Origin of the sequence: Aestuariibaculum suncheonense, from assembly GCF_014596935.1 — a bacterium.
Taxonomy (GTDB): domain Bacteria; phylum Bacteroidota; class Bacteroidia; order Flavobacteriales; family Flavobacteriaceae; genus Aestuariibaculum; species Aestuariibaculum suncheonense.
The window spans coordinates 226,908-241,500 of sequence record NZ_JACVXC010000004.1 but is presented as its reverse complement, the minus strand read 5'-3'; the positions used below and the strand labels follow the sequence as shown (position 1 = coordinate 241,500).

13 protein-coding genes are annotated in these 14,593 nt (G+C 34.6%); 9 read left to right on the top strand and 4 right to left on the bottom strand.

Going from position 1 to position 14,593, the window contains the following annotated elements:
- Positions 1 to 4 precede the first annotated feature (4 nt).
- The gene (gene pta, locus ICJ84_RS12000) at positions 5 to 2,095 is read right to left on the bottom strand and encodes a phosphate acetyltransferase (RefSeq protein ID WP_188216649.1); all 2,091 of its coding nucleotides are present in this window, start codon (positions 2,093 to 2,095) and stop codon (positions 5 to 7) included.
- Positions 2,096 to 2,267: 172 nt separating this feature from the next.
- Positions 2,268 to 3,161 carry a gliding motility-associated ABC transporter ATP-binding subunit GldA gene (gldA, locus tag ICJ84_RS11995; protein WP_188216648.1) on the bottom strand — a complete coding sequence of 298 codons (894 nt, stop codon included), beginning with the start codon at positions 3,159 to 3,161 and terminating at the stop codon, positions 2,268 to 2,270.
- 287 nt (positions 3,162 to 3,448) lie between these two features.
- Between gldA and ICJ84_RS11990 the strand changes: the two genes are divergently transcribed.
- The 4 genes from ICJ84_RS11990 (at position 3,449) to ICJ84_RS11975 (ending at position 7,443) form a co-directional block, all read left to right on the top strand.
- Complete coding sequence (locus ICJ84_RS11990) at positions 3,449 to 4,276, top strand: prephenate dehydratase (RefSeq protein WP_188216647.1); 828 nt, start codon at positions 3,449 to 3,451, stop codon at positions 4,274 to 4,276.
- A complete protein-coding gene (locus ICJ84_RS11985; protein ID WP_188216646.1) occupies positions 4,273 to 5,418 on the top strand; it encodes a pyridoxal phosphate-dependent aminotransferase in 1,146 nt (381 codons plus the stop codon). The genes ICJ84_RS11990 and ICJ84_RS11985 overlap by 4 nt, the downstream gene beginning before the upstream one ends.
- 2 nt (positions 5,419 to 5,420) lie before the next feature.
- Entirely contained in the window at positions 5,421 to 6,272 is an 852-nt protein-coding gene (locus tag ICJ84_RS11980) for a prephenate dehydrogenase (RefSeq protein WP_188216645.1), read from the top strand.
- Positions 6,273 to 6,360: 88 nt separating this feature from the next.
- On the top strand, positions 6,361 to 7,443 hold the full coding sequence (locus ICJ84_RS11975; RefSeq protein WP_188216644.1) for a bifunctional 3-deoxy-7-phosphoheptulonate synthase/chorismate mutase type II: 1,083 nt from the start codon (positions 6,361 to 6,363) through the stop codon (positions 7,441 to 7,443).
- A 53-nt stretch (positions 7,444 to 7,496) separates the two neighbouring features.
- On the opposite strand, the gene ICJ84_RS11970 is transcribed toward ICJ84_RS11975, so the two are convergent.
- Complete coding sequence (locus ICJ84_RS11970; RefSeq protein ID WP_188216643.1) at positions 7,497 to 8,165, bottom strand: hypothetical protein; 669 nt, start codon at positions 8,163 to 8,165, stop codon at positions 7,497 to 7,499.
- 13 nt (positions 8,166 to 8,178) lie between these two features.
- Positions 8,179 to 8,631, bottom strand: a complete 453-nt coding sequence (locus ICJ84_RS11965; protein ID WP_188216642.1) for a hypothetical protein — start codon at positions 8,629 to 8,631, stop codon at positions 8,179 to 8,181.
- 88 nt (positions 8,632 to 8,719) lie between these two features.
- Here ICJ84_RS11965 and rsgA point away from each other — a divergent pair, with 88 nt between their 5' ends.
- From rsgA to ICJ84_RS11940, 5 genes are all read left to right on the top strand, one after another.
- Entirely contained in the window at positions 8,720 to 9,670 is a 951-nt protein-coding gene (rsgA, locus tag ICJ84_RS11960) for a ribosome small subunit-dependent GTPase A (protein WP_188216641.1), read from the top strand.
- 3 nt (positions 9,671 to 9,673) lie between these two features.
- Positions 9,674 to 10,126, top strand: a complete 453-nt coding sequence (gene dtd, locus ICJ84_RS11955) for a D-aminoacyl-tRNA deacylase (RefSeq protein ID WP_188216640.1) — start codon at positions 9,674 to 9,676, stop codon at positions 10,124 to 10,126.
- Positions 10,127 to 10,371: 245 nt separating this feature from the next.
- On the top strand, positions 10,372 to 12,288 hold the full coding sequence (locus ICJ84_RS11950) for a DUF3857 domain-containing transglutaminase family protein (protein ID WP_188216639.1): 1,917 nt from the start codon (positions 10,372 to 10,374) through the stop codon (positions 12,286 to 12,288).
- 5 nt (positions 12,289 to 12,293) lie between these two features.
- Positions 12,294 to 14,243: a transglutaminase domain-containing protein gene (locus ICJ84_RS11945; RefSeq protein ID WP_188216638.1), complete on the top strand. Its 1,950-nt coding sequence runs from the start codon at positions 12,294 to 12,296 to the stop codon at positions 14,241 to 14,243.
- Position 14,244: 1 nt separating this feature from the next.
- The gene (locus tag ICJ84_RS11940; RefSeq protein WP_188216637.1) at positions 14,245 to 14,571 is read left to right on the top strand and encodes a nucleotide pyrophosphohydrolase; all 327 of its coding nucleotides are present in this window, start codon (positions 14,245 to 14,247) and stop codon (positions 14,569 to 14,571) included.
- Positions 14,572 to 14,593 lie beyond the last annotated feature (22 nt).

Here is a 14,593-nt window from a genome sequence, read left to right as displayed (position 1 = left end):
GTTTTTATTCTTCTTGAGCTTGAATAGCGGTTATAATAACTGTACTGTAAATGTCTTCGGAAGTACAGCCTCTACTTAGGTCGTTAACAGGTTTGTTTAAGCCTTGTAAAACTGGTCCGATAGCCAGTGCACCGGTTTCTCTTTGTACGGCTTTATAAGTGTTATTTCCTGTATTTAAATCTGGGAAAATTAAAACGCTGGCATTACCAGCTACTTCCGATTCTGGCATTTTAGCTTTACCGATACGTTCGTCTACCGCTGCATCGTATTGAATAGGACCTTCAATTTTTAGGTTGGTAGCATGACTTTTTACAATTTCTGTTGCTTCTCTTACCTTATCTACTTCGGCACCTTTTCCTGATGCGCCAGAAGAGTAGGATAGCATAGCTACTTTTGGTTCAATACCAAAACTTTTAGCAGTTTCAGCCGACGAGATAGCAATTTCGGCTAGCTCTGCCGCATTAGGATTCGGGTTAATAGCGCAATCGCCAAATACCGAAACGCGATCTTCTAAACACATAAAGAAAATAGAAGATACAATATTTACCCCAGGTTTTGTTTTTATGAATTGCAGGGCAGGGCGTAGAGTGTGCTGCGTCGTGTGTACTGCACCAGAAACCATACCGTCGGCATGTCCTTTGTAAATCATCATGGTTCCAAAATAGGATACATCGGCCATAGCATCTCGAGCCATTTCCAGATTTACATTTTTATGTTTTCTTAATTCGTAGAAGGTATTAACATAATCGTCGTAATGAGGTGAGGTAGTTGGAGATACAATGTTAATATCTTCAACATTTAAAGGAATATCTAATTTTTCAATACGCTCTTTAATTTTATCTTTATCACCAATAAGCGTAATGTCTACCACCTGAGCCGCGATTAATTTAGCAGTTGCTCTTAGTACACGTTCGTCATAACCTTCGGGTAAAACAATGTGTTTTTTGTTTTTTAAAGCACGTTGTAATAAGTTATACTGAAACATTCTTGGGGTGAATATCTCCGATTCAAATGTAATTAACTTATCTGCTAAAGTATCTGTATTGGCGTATTTTTCAAAGATTGAAATCGCCGAAGTAATTTTTTCGGTGTTTTCAGCATAGATTTTAGACTTGGTTTTACCTATGCGGTTTGTTGCAAAATAAGTGCCTTCTTTAACGCTGATGATTGGTACAATACTGGAAAGACCTTCAATCAATTTTAAAATAGGTTCTTCAGGAATCAAGCCTCCCGTTAAAACAATCCCAGAAATTTTCGGATAGTTTTTAGAAATGTTAGCCTGTAAGGCTCCTAAAATGATATCGGCACGATCACCAGGTGTAATAACCAGTGAATTGTCTTTTAGGTGGGTTAAGTAGTTGCGTAATTGCATTGCACCCACACTGTAGTTTTCAATCAGGTTATTTAAATGGTCTTTTCCAAAAATAATAGTGCCGTCAAGTAGTTTTACTATTTCTTTCACAGTTGGGCAAGCCAAATGTGGTATTTTAGGAATTACCGTAATATCAGTATTACTCGGAATACGTGACTGTAATAATTCTTTTAATGGCTCTGCATCTTTGGGATTGACTTTATTGGCAATGATTGAAAGCACATCGACTTCCTGTTTAAAGGTGTCGTGAGCTAATTGCACGTTATCAATGATTTCCTTAACACTCTTGTTATCGCCCTGAGATACAATAATAACAGGTAAACTCAGATTTTTAGAGATAAGCATGTTAAGGTCTAACTCAAGCGTAGAGTTTTCTGTTGAAAAATCGGTGCCTTCAACTAAAATATAGTCGAAACGATCTTCAAGGTATTTGAATTTGGTAATAATCTGGTCGATAACATCGCCAGATTTTCCCTGATTATATAACTCTAAAACCTCATTACGAGTAAAGGCATAGGCGTTTTTGTAATTAATGTCAATCTCAAAATGAGAAAGCACGGTATTAATGTGTATATCTGTTTCGTCAGATTTTGGATTATCGATGATAGGGCGGAAGTAACCAACTTTAGCGGTTTTTCCTAAAAGCATGCGCATTAAGCCTAAAACGATTACAGATTTTCCACTATTAGGTTCTATGGTTGCAACATAAATTCCTTTACTCATGGTGTATGTGTTTTTGTTCGTAAAATCAAGTTGTTACTTATACTTATTGATAAGCTTATGCAAAATTAGTGTCAAAAATTTTAATACAAATGACATTTGTCATGCTTTCATTTAATGGTTAAATAAGCATTAGTAATTTATGATTTTTTAAGGAAAATACAAATCCTAAGTATTACTTTGTCAAGTCTCTGAATAAATGTTCCAGACTACTATTTTTTTGGTTGAGTTGTAAAATCTTTAATTGATTGTCGTGAGCAAAGTCGAAAACATGCGAACGCATATCCTGACTTGTGGTAAAGGTAATTTCATAAACGAAGTCATGAGTATTCACCACTTGTTCTACTTTTGGTAATTTTAGAAGAAAAGCATCTTCCACACGATAGTCAAATTCTACAACAACCACTTGTTGTTTTTCGTCGCGAAGGTCTTTCAGTTTTTTATTGGCAACAATTTCACCTTTATTAATAATAATGACACGATCACACATGGCTTCTACTTCCTGCATAATATGAGTAGATAGGAAAATGGTTTTGGTTTTACCAATGCTTTTAATCAGGGTTCTGATGTCGATTAGTTGATTAGGATCAAGTCCGGTTGTAGGCTCGTCTAAAATTAAAACATCCGGATCGTGCAAAAGAGCATTTGCTAAACCAACACGCTGACGGTAACCTTTAGATAGCTGACCAATTTTTTTATGAGCTTCAGGTGTTAATCCGGTAAGTTCGATAACCTCGTCAATACGTTTTTTATCTACACTATATATATTAGCATTAAAGGCTAAATATTCCTTAATATATAGGTCTAAGTACAACGGGTTGTGTTCTGGTAGGTATCCGACACTTCGTTGTACCTGTTGTTTTTCTAGGTTTACATCAAAACCGTTTACTTTTGCTTCACCTTCATTCGGATTCAAGTAAGTGGTTAAGATTTTCATCATAGTCGATTTTCCGGCACCGTTAGGCCCTAGAAAACCAACTACTTCTGGTTTTTCTATTTTAAACGATATGTTATTCAGCGCTTTTTGGTTGCCGTAAAGCTTTGTAATACCCGAAACCTCTATAGACATATTAAGAAAATATTTGTTCAAAAATAATGATTATCTAACATAAAGTGAGTTTTGCTGTAAAATCTTTAAAACTTTTATCGATACCATAAAAAAAGGTTTTTTAGTGTTTTGATTTCTTAAAATATTATTTACATTAGCGATGTAATTATGACAACAACAGTATATTATACATATTTTAGCTTTTGGTTTTATTTCTTTTTTAGCAAGAGGAACGAGGCATAGTATGTATAATTTATAAGATAAATTTAAGATATAAGTCTCGGTGTAAATCGGGACTTTTTTTGTACATGATAAATACAGTTGCAATACAAGGTGTACTTGGTTCTTTTCATCATATTGTGTCACAACAATTTTTTGAAAAACCGGTTGAAGTGATTGAATGCTTAACATTCGATCAGGTGGTAGATTCTCTTATAACCAGGGAATGCGATGCCGCAATTATGGCTTTAGAAAATTCTATAGCCGGTTCTATTATTCCTAATTATGCGTTAATCGATAAATATGGTTTACACATAGTAGGAGAACATTATCTAGATATTCAGCATAATTTACTGGCAGTGCCAGGGCAGAGTATCAAAGAAATTAAGGAAGTATACTCGCATCCTATGGCGTTGTTGCAGTGTAAGGAGTTTTTTAAACTGCATCCACATATTAAATTGGTTGAAGATAAAGATACCGCCGAAGTAGCGCAGCGTATACAAAAACATAAATTAAAAGGTATTGCTGCCATTGCTAGTGTAATGGCTGCCGAATTGTTTGAGTTAGACATTCTGGCGAAAAGTATTCAAACCATTCAGCACAATGAAACCCGATTTGTTATTGTTAAACGTAATAATTCGGAAGTTGAAGAAGCTAACATCAGTAAAGCTTCAGTAAAGTTTGAGGCCGATCATAAACGCGGAAGTTTGGCAGCAATATTGAACGTGATGAGCGACTGTAAGTTGAATTTAACTAAAATACAGTCCCTACCAATTGTTGAAACACCTTGGAAATATGCCTTTTTCGTAGATGTAACATTCGATACCTACGAAGATTTTAAAAAGGCAAAATCGATAATAAGTATAATGGCACATGGATTTAAAGTGCTTGGGGAATATAAAAAAGCAAAAGTATGATTGAAGTTGCTAACAGATTGCAAACTGTAGAAGAATACTACTTCTCAAAAAAATTAAGAGAAGTTAGTGCACTTATAGCAAGTGGAAAACCAATAATTAATTTAGGTATTGGAAGTCCTGATTTACAACCACCTCAAAAGGTAATTGATGCGTTGGTTGAGGGATTTTCAAGTCCGGTGGCTCACAAATATCAGAGTTATCAAGGCTTGCCAGAATTAAGAGAAGCGATTTGTAGTTTTTATAAAACTCATTTTAAAGTAAGCTTAAGTCCGTTAATCGAAGTATTGCCATTAATGGGAAGTAAGGAAGGGATTATGCATATTTCTATGGCATATTTGAATGAAGGCGATGCGGCTTTAATTCCTAATCCGGGATATCCAACTTACCAGTCGGTAACCAAGTTGGTAGGAGCGGAGCCTATGTTTTATGAATTGGATGCCGCAAATAACTGGCAACCTGATTTCGAAGCTTTAGAAAAGCAGGATTTAAGCAAGGTGAAAATTATGTGGGTTAACTATCCGCATATGCCAACGGGAGCTGTTCCAAGTGCATCGGTATATAAAGATTTAGTAGCTTTTGGTAAAAAGCACAATATTTTAATTGTGAATGATAATCCGTATACCTTCATATTAAACGACGACCCAAGAAGTATTTTAAGTGTTGAAGGCGCTAAAGAGGTTTGTCTGGAATTGAATTCATTAAGTAAAACCTTCAATATGGCCGGATGGCGTGTAGGGATGGTTGTTGGCGATGGGCAACATATAAGTAATGTACTTAAGGTGAAAAGTAATATGGATTCCGGAATGTTTTATGGCATTCAAAAGGGGGCTATTGAAGCTTTAAAATGTACCGATATGTGGTTTAGTACGCTTAATAGTGTCTATAAAAAACGTCGCGATTTGGTATGGCAATTAGCTGATGCTTTAAACTGTACTTACGACAAAAATGCCGTAGGATTATTTGTTTGGGCAAAATTAGCAGAAGGCATCGAGGCTGAGCAATTTATTGATAAAGTGTTAAAAGAAAATCATTTGTTCATTACCCCGGGAACCATTTTCGGAACTAAAGGTGAAGGGTATATTAGGTTTTCGTTATGTGGATCGACAGAAGATTTAGAAGAAGCCATTGCAAGATTTAAATAAAAATGAATAATATATACGTAATAGGGGTAGGTTTAATAGGAGGTAGTCTGGCTATCGATATCAAAAAGAATAATCCAGAGGTGGTTATTCACGGTATTGGTAGAAACGACAATACCTTAGATGAAGCTTTAGCACTTAAGCTTATAGATAAAAAAGCAACTTTAGAGGATTTAGGTCAAGCCGATTTGGTTATTGTATCGATTCCTGTAGATGCAACCGTTAAAATTTTACCAACGGTTTTAGATAATATTTCAGATAACGGACTGGTAGTGGATGTGGGATCAACAAAATTAGACATTTGTAAAGTGGTTGAAAACCATCCAAAACGCCGTAATTTCTTAGCAATGCATCCTATCGCTGGAACTGAGTATTCCGGACCAAGTGCTGCTATTGAAGGACTTTTTGTGGGTAAAACCAATATTGTTTGTGAGGTAGAGAAAACCACTTTCAAACTTCAGGAAAAAGCGTTAAAGCTGTTTACCGATATCGGAATGCGTATTCGCTATATGAATCCTGAAGCACACGATAAACATATTGCTTATGTGTCGCATTTGTCACACATTAGTTCATTCATGTTAGGGAAAACGGTTATTGAAAAGGAGAAGAATGAACGCGATATTTTTGATATGGCGGGCAGTGGATTCGCTTCAACAGTGCGTCTGGCAAAAAGTTCGCCAGAAATGTGGACACCTATTTTTAAGCAAAATAAAGACAATGTTATTGAAACATTAGAAGAATACATCAATAACCTCACACACTTTAAAGACCTGATGAAAGGTGACGATTTTGAGGCTATTTTTAATGAAATGAAACAAACCAATCACATAAAAGATATACTTAACGGTATAAATTAACTAAAACGAATTAAGAATAATGTTAGTAAAGTAAATTGAACCCGTGTGAGCCATCACATTTAGTAGATTTTAGGTAAATTAAACAAAAATGGAAAACAAAAAAGAAATGAGAACCTGGTTAGATGATTTACAGTTAAGTCATCCGTTAGTAATTGCAGGACCATGTAGTGCTGAAACCGAAGAACAAGTATTAAAAATAGCTCACGAGCTAAAAGATACTGATGTAAGTTATTTTAGAGCAGGTATTTGGAAACCAAGAACGCGTCCGGGTATGTTTGAAGGAGTAGGAGCGTTAGGTTTAAAATGGTTGCAAAAAGTAAAAGCAGAAACCGGTATGAAAGTATGTACCGAAGTTGCTAATGCGGCCCATGTAAAATTAGCTTTAGAGCATGATATTGATTTATTATGGATTGGAGCTCGTTCTACGGTTAGTCCATTCATCATGCAGGAAATTGCAGATGCCTTAGAAGGAACAGATAAACCGGTATTGGTTAAAAACCCGGTAAACCCAGATTTAGCTTTATGGTTAGGCGGTATCGAGCGTATTTACAATGCAGGAGTTAAAAATATTGGAGCAATTCACCGTGGATTCTCTACTTACGAAAAAACAAAGTACAGAAATAATCCAGAGTGGCAGTTAGCTATCGATTTTCAAAATAAATATCCGGATATTCCATTAATTAACGATCCGTCGCATATTACCGGAAAACGTGATATGATTTTCGATGTGTCTCAATCGGCATTAGATTTAAATTTCGATGGTTTAATGATTGAAACCCATTACGATCCGGATAATGCATGGAGTGATGCAGCGCAACAGGTAACACCAAAAACCTTAGTGCAAATTATGAAAGATTTAAAAATTAGAAAAGAAACCGATTCTGAAGCAGAATACACTAAATCTCTCGACAATTTAAGAGCACAAATTGATGTAATTGATAATCAAATTATCGATTTATTAGGAAAACGTATGAAAGTAGCCGATGGTATTGGTACACTTAAGAAACAAAAGAATGTTGCAGTGTTACAGTCGAAACGTTGGAATGAGATTTTAGGAAAAATGGTATTAGAAGGAGAAGCTCATGGATTAAGTGAAGAGTTCATCTTGAAAATGTTTAAAGCGATTCATCAGGAATCGATTAATCATCAGGAAAAAATCCTTAACGGATAACATAGAAAAAGGCTCGCATTTTGCGAGCCTTTTTTATTATCAATATTTTTTTATTATTTGTCGAAGCTTTTAACAATCGCTTGCACATATTGTTTAGAAGCTGAAGACAAATCAGATGGATCTTCAATTTTTGAAGTTACAACGCCAATAAGTTGTTTGTCTTCCGGTTCATCTAAATTGTAAATTACGGTTTCTAAAATGTAGTTTTTAGAGGTATAGGTTGTTGAGGTTTCTGGAACGTAATTCCCTAAAGTAGAATATGCCATGGGATGATAGTAATATCCGTAAAACCCATGATAGTATCTTGGATAATATCCGTAGTATGTACTACCAGCATAATAACCACCATCGGTAACGGTTTTAGTTAATTCTTGTGTGTCTTTAACAACGGTTAAAATAACGCCTTCGTAGCCGTTAGCTTCAATGATAGATTTAATTTTCTTTTCATCTTCTTGAGTGATTTTTTTGTCAGGGTTAAATTCAGGAGACTTATTGAAACTAGGAGAAGCTTTAATACCTCGTTTTGTTAGTTCTTCAACAATTTCATTTTCAAATGCAATTCGGGCAGAGGTATTGTTGGTTCTGGCAATAACCAAAACATTTTGGTCTTTAATAGAGCTAATGTTATCGCCTTTCCAGGAGTTTAAAACATTCACACTGGAACAGGATAACATAGAGAATAACAATATGCAAGCCGAGTAAAAATAAAAGTTCTTTTTCATAATAAATGTATAATTAGAGTTTGTTTCTTTTAAATATATAACGCGTTATAAAAATGCCTTGCCCGTCGTCTTTACCACTGTCGCTTTCAACAGCACTGGTTACAAAGGCTAGTTCCCATCCTTCTTGAACCATAGTGTTTATTTTGGAACTTAAAACAGCATCATTAGCTGCAATATTTTGAAAACGAATACCACCAATATTGTAAAAGTTTAAAAGTTTGGTTTCTTCAAAATCTTTAACACGGATATCTCCGCGATCCGATTTATTTCTGGTATTGTCGTCTTCAGTTTGTTCTGTTGTATAATCTTTATAATTTTTTTCCTCTACAGAAGATATTAGTCGAGATCGACCTAATCCATTGGGAACAATGGATTCAACAGAAGTGATAACTTTGTATTCCACCTGGGCCTGAGTTTCATTTGAAAATATCAAACCAAAAAATAAGGCAAATAAAATATGTTTCATTTTTTAAAAGAATAAAGTTGTTAAACAGTTAAATATAAAGATATTCTTACTCATAAAATAATTTTTTTAGAGTACTTTTGAAGCCGATATGACAGGACTCGTTTATAAATCTACAGGAAGCTGGTACACCGTTAAAACACAATTGGGTGAAACTTACGATTGCCGAATAAAAGGTAAGTTTCGTATCAAAGGAATTAAAAGTACGAATCCGATTGCAGTGGGCGATTATGTAGATTTTGAATTAGAAACCAATAACAATAATGTTTCGGGAGTGATTCATAAAATTCATGACCGTAAAAACTACATAGTTCGTAAATCGGTTAACTTGTCGAAGCAAACGCATATTATTGCATCAAATATCGATCAGGTGTTTTTGATGATTACCATTAACAATCCACCAACATTAACTAGCTTTATCGATCGATTTTTGGTAACAGCCGAAGCCTATTCGGTGAAGACAGTTTTATTGTTTAATAAGATTGATGCATACGATGACGAAACTTTAGATGAAGTAAGATACCTGGCACACGTTTATAGAAAAATAGGGTACGAGTGCATTGGTGTTTCTGCTAAATCGGGTAAAAATGTCGATAAGGTAAAAGCTTTAATGAAAGATAAAGTAAGTATGTTTTCTGGGCACTCCGGTGTGGGGAAATCGACTTTAGTTAATGCGATTGAACCCGGATTGAATATAAAAACGAAAGAGATATCAACCCTACACAGCCAAGGGCAACACACCACAACTTTTGCTGAAATGTTCGATCTGAATTTTGGCGGACAAATTATCGATACTCCGGGAATTAAAGGTTTTGGCGTGGTTGATATGGAAAAGGAAGAAGTCGGTGATTATTTTCCAGAGATTTTTGCCTTAAAACAAGACTGCAAGTTTAATAACTGTCTGCATATTAAAGAACCTAAATGTGCGGTTAAAGAAGCTTTAGATAACGATGAAATTGCCTTTTCACGTTACCGCAGTTATATTCAAATTATAGAAGGCGAGGAAGAACATTACCGAACTGATAACTGGGAAAAGGAATAATATATGAAGGTTGTAATTCAGCGTGTAACCAAAGCAAGCGTTACTATTGAAGGAGAAAAAGTAGCTTCAATTACCAACGGATTATTGGTGTTATTGGGAATTGTTGATGACGATACTCAGGAAGATATTAATTGGCTTTCTAATAAAATAGTAAACCTGCGTATTTTTGAAGACGACCATCAGGTGATGAACAAATCACTATTCGATATAAACGGAGATATTATTGTGGTTAGTCAGTTTACACTTCATGCTGCTACAAAAAAAGGGAACCGTCCAAGTTATATAAAGGCAGCAAAGCCCGACGTGGCTATTCCGCTTTATGAAGCCTTCGTAAAAACCCTTGAAGCTGGTTTAGGCAAAACTGTCCAAACCGGAGAGTTTGGTGCTGATATGAAAGTTGAACTCCTTAATGATGGGCCGGTAACAATTATTATAGACTCTAAGAATAAAGAATAAGTTTTACTGTAAGTTTTCTTCGTTTTAATATGGTATACTATTTTTTAATACCTATTTATAGCTAGTATTTTATCTATTTGTATGAATTGGATTAGGATATTTGCATACTTTTTTTATTTTTGAAGATAAGAATTATAATTAATCCTAGCCTTAGCTAATTCTCTCAACCTAATTAATTCTTAAACTGTTCTCTTAACAGAGGATTAATAGCAAACAATTAATTGAGAAATTATAAACTAAGGTTTATGGCGGTTAAAAACTATTTACAGTTATCATTCTTTTTTATTTCTTTCATCCTTTTTTCTCAAGAAAAGGCATTCACAAGTTTTAATATACCCGAAGCGCTAAGCGAAGGTGCTAATGCTGTTGTCCGTTTGGACGAAACCCATATTGTATTAGAAAAAATTGATGCCATGCAGGTATTGCAAAAGTGTATTATTACAGTTCTTAACAAAAGTGGCGATGGCAGTGTTAATGCCTATGTGCATTACGACGATAATGTAAAGATTAAAGCATTAGAGGCGACCATATATAATAAGGTTGGTGCTGTAATTAAGAAGATAAAAGAGAAGAATTTTAAAGATGTTAGCGCAGTCGATGGCGGGACTCTGTATTCGGATTCTAGAGTAAAGTATCTTGATTATACGCCTTCAGATTACCCTTATACTATTGAATTTGTTTGTGAGATATTAACAAGTAACACAGCCTTTATTCCATCGTTTATGCCTATCGATGAATACTTTGTAAGTGTTGAAGAAAGTAAATATAGTTTGACTTATCCTGAAAATATAACTGTTAGAAAAAAAGAAAAGAATTTAGAAGGTCTGGGTTTTGAAAAACAGGAGAATTCTGGGTTAATAAGCTATTCAATTAAAAATTTGAAAGCGTATAAACCTGAAGATTTTTGTCCGTCGTTGGTAGATATAGCGCCGCGAGTTTTAGTCGCATCAAAGCAATTTAGTTTAGAAGGTGTTCAGGCTGAAGTTGAAGACTGGAACGGCTTTGGAAGATGGATGTATAACGACCTTTTGTTTGATACAGTTGACTTACCGGCCAGTACGATTAGCAAGGTGCAGGAACTGGTTAAAAATGAAACATCCGATATTGAAAAGGCAAAGAAAATCTATCAATACGTTCAGGATAAAGTAAGATATATTAGTGTACAGGTTGGTATTGGTGGTTGGAAACCTTTTAAAGCTTCAAAAGTAGATGAGTTAGGATATGGAGATTGTAAAGGCTTAACCAATTATACCATGGCTTTATTAAAGGCCGTTGGTGTTGAATCGAACTATTGTGTTATTTATGCCGGTAAATCTCAGAGAAATATGGAACCAGATTTCGCTCTAATGCAGGGGAATCATGTGATATTATCAATTCCTACAGAGGAAGATGCTGTTTGGTTAGAATGTACCAGTCAAGAGCTGCCCTTTGGATTTATAGGAGACTTTACCGACGATAGAGACGTATTGGTTGTGACATCTGAAGGAGGAGAAATTAAGCATACCAAAAAGTATAATACTCAAGAGAATACTCAGTATTTAAAAGGAGATTATATTATTAATGCAGACGGTTCTATAAATGCTGAAGTACAGATTGTTTCAAAAGGCATTCAGTATGATGATAAGTACGGGGTAAAAACATTGAGTGAACGAGATTTAGATGTGTATTACAAAGATCGATGGGGTTATTTAAATACCATCTCTATCAATAAAATTGAAGTTGAAAATGATAAAACAGACATTTCTTTAACAGAGCATATTAGTTTTTATGTTCCAAATTACACTAAAAAAGCTGGGGATATTATGTTGCTAACGGTTAACGCTCTAAATAGAAATTCTCATATTCCAGATAAATATAAAGAACGCAATTATCCAATCAAGGTAAAAAGAGGTTTTGTAGATGAAGATGAAGTTAAAATAACTTTGCCGGAAGGTTATCTTGTAGAAGCCTTACCGGAAAAAGTCTCTATTGAGAATAAGTTCGGTAGTTATCAAATAGAATTTGTTGTTAAAGATGAAGGCGTTATCTATAAGCGTAAACTTATTATGAATGATGGTGAATTCCCAAAAGAAGACTACAATGATTTTAGAGATTTCTATATTGATATTTCTAAATACGATAATGCTAAAATAGCCCTTGTAAAAAATACTACTAAAAACTAATCATAATGAAATTAACAACCATTTTAGTTTGTCTTTGCCTTTCAGTTAAGGTGTTTTCTCAAGATGTCAAATTCGGAAAAGTTTCTAAAGAAGAACTTGAAGAAAAAGCTAATCCGTTAGATTCTTCCGCTAACGCAACATATTTGTACAAGTATAGATGGACACATATTGAATATGATCAGCAACAGGAAGAGTTTTATATATCCACAGATGTTCAGGAGCGCATAAAAATATACAATAAGGAAGGGTTTGATTATGCTAATAGAATTGTTAATTTGCATGTAAGTAATAATAAAGAAGAGGAAGTACAAGGGCTTAAGGCCTTTACCTATACCCTTGAAAACGGAAATGTAGAAAATATTAAATTGGAAAAGGGCGGTGTTTTTGAAATTGAAAAAAACAAGTATTTAAATCAGTTATCTTTTACTATGCCTAACGTTAAGGAGGGGTGTGTGGTTGAATATAAGTATACTATAAAATCTCCATTTTTTTGGATGGTGGACGATTTTTATTTTCAGCATGATATTCCTGTAAAAAAGGTAGAAGCTCGGTTTGAGTCTCCAGAATACTTCAATTTTAAAAAGGTTTCAAAAGGGTATTTATATGTTAAGCCGGAAACTGAGCGTAAGTCTGATAGAACATTGGAGTGTTTAAGAGATCTTACAATGTTTAATTTAAGTAATGTACCTGCGTTAAAGGACGAGCCTTATGTGAACAATATTGATAACTATAGATCGGCAGTAAGTTATGAATTGTCGTTTATTAATTGGCCTCTTACTCCAATTAAATATTATGCAACAACCTGGGAAGATGTTGTGAAAACCATTTACGAAAGTCCTGGTTTTGGTGATGAATTGAAGAGAAATTCTTATTATAAAGAAGATGTAGAGGCTTTGTTTTCAGGCGAATCTCAACCACTGGAAAAGGCCGCCAAGATTTTCAATTATGTGAAATCGAACATGAAATGGAATGGGTTTGCAGGAAAGTATACTCAGGAAGGCGTTAAAAAGGCCTATTTAAGAAAAGAAGGAAATGTTGCTGATATCAACTTGATGTTAACCTCTATGCTGCGTTACGCTGGATTAAATGCCAATCCTGTTTTAGTAAGTACCAGAGATAATGGTATTCCTTTGTTTCCAACCCTTGATGGGTATAATTATGTGATTTGTGCGATAGAAACTCCGGAAGGGACAATTCTCTTAGATGCAACAACCAGTCATGGGTTACCAAATGTGTTGCCCGTGAGAGTTTTAAATTGGGAAGGTCGAATTGTGAGAGAGAACAAAAGTTCATCAACAGTGAGTTTGTATCCAAAGGAAAAGTCGGTAAATGTAGTGTCGCTTTTAGCTAATTTAACTGAAAGTGGTGATTTGGAAGGGAATGTAAGATTTTCTAGAAGTAATTATTTCGCTGTGAATTATCGTAATGATTACTTCGGCTCTGGTCATGATGTTTATATCGAAGATCTTGAAAATAAATTTGGAAATATTCACATATCAGACTTCAAAATTCAAAATGAAAAAGATATTACAAAACCCGTAATTGAATCTTTTAAATTTTCATTAGAAAATCAGGCCGATGTAATTAGTAATAAAATTTATTTTTCACCATTATTCTTTTTAAAAACAAAAGAAAATCCGTTTAAACTTGAAAAAAGAGAATTTCCGGTAGATTTTAGCTATCCAAAAAGTGATAAGTACAAATTGGTAATACAGGTGCCTGAAAATTATAAAGTAGAAAGCACTCCTGAATCGGTGCAAATGTTATTGCCGGATGATTTAGGACAGTTTAGATATGTTGTTAACTCAAGCCCCGACGGGAAAATAGTGCACATAACCTTTGAAACAGATATCAATCAATCTATCATACCGTCTATTTATTATGAACATTTAAAAGCGTATTTTAGCAAACTCATAGAAAAACAATCAGAACAAATCGTTTTAACTAAAGTATAAAATGAATATTCAAAACGCACAACAGGACGTAGACGAGTGGATTAAAAATCATGGAGTTCGTTATTTTAATGAGCTGACTAACATGGCACAGTTAACCGAAGAGGTTGGTGAAGTTGCCCGTATTATAGCCCGTCGTTATGGTGAACAAAGTGAAAAAGAAAGCGATAAGGATAAAGATTTAGGTGAAGAATTAGCCGATGTATTATTTGTGGTTTTATGTCTGGCGAACCAAACAGGAGTGGATTTACAAGCTGCATTCGATAAAAGAATGGATAAGAAGGGAAAACGTGACCACGATAGGCATCATAATAACGAAAAATTAAAGTAAATTAGCGGCTTTGTTAAAACAG

Coding starts and splice junctions, on each gene's coding strand:
- ICJ84_RS11945 (WP_188216638.1), top strand. CDS start 12,294: ATGAAATTAACAACCATTTTAGTTTGTCTTTGCCTTTCAGTTAAGGTG.
- ICJ84_RS11980 (WP_188216645.1), top strand. CDS start 5,421: ATGAATAATATATACGTAATAGGGGTAGGTTTAATAGGAGGTAGTCTG.
- ICJ84_RS11970 (WP_188216643.1), bottom strand. CDS start 8,165: ATGAAAAAGAACTTTTATTTTTACTCGGCTTGCATATTGTTATTCTCT.
- rsgA (WP_188216641.1), top strand. CDS start 8,720: ATGACAGGACTCGTTTATAAATCTACAGGAAGCTGGTACACCGTTAAA.
- ICJ84_RS11985 (WP_188216646.1), top strand. CDS start 4,273: ATGATTGAAGTTGCTAACAGATTGCAAACTGTAGAAGAATACTACTTC.
- ICJ84_RS11950 (WP_188216639.1), top strand. CDS start 10,372: ATGGCGGTTAAAAACTATTTACAGTTATCATTCTTTTTTATTTCTTTC.
- gldA (WP_188216648.1), bottom strand. CDS start 3,161: ATGTCTATAGAGGTTTCGGGTATTACAAAGCTTTACGGCAACCAAAAA.
- ICJ84_RS11940 (WP_188216637.1), top strand. CDS start 14,245: ATGAATATTCAAAACGCACAACAGGACGTAGACGAGTGGATTAAAAAT.
- pta (WP_188216649.1), bottom strand. CDS start 2,095: ATGAGTAAAGGAATTTATGTTGCAACCATAGAACCTAATAGTGGAAAA.
- ICJ84_RS11975 (WP_188216644.1), top strand. CDS start 6,361: ATGGAAAACAAAAAAGAAATGAGAACCTGGTTAGATGATTTACAGTTA.
- ICJ84_RS11990 (WP_188216647.1), top strand. CDS start 3,449: ATGATAAATACAGTTGCAATACAAGGTGTACTTGGTTCTTTTCATCAT.
- ICJ84_RS11965 (WP_188216642.1), bottom strand. CDS start 8,631: ATGAAACATATTTTATTTGCCTTATTTTTTGGTTTGATATTTTCAAAT.
- dtd (WP_188216640.1), top strand. CDS start 9,674: ATGAAGGTTGTAATTCAGCGTGTAACCAAAGCAAGCGTTACTATTGAA.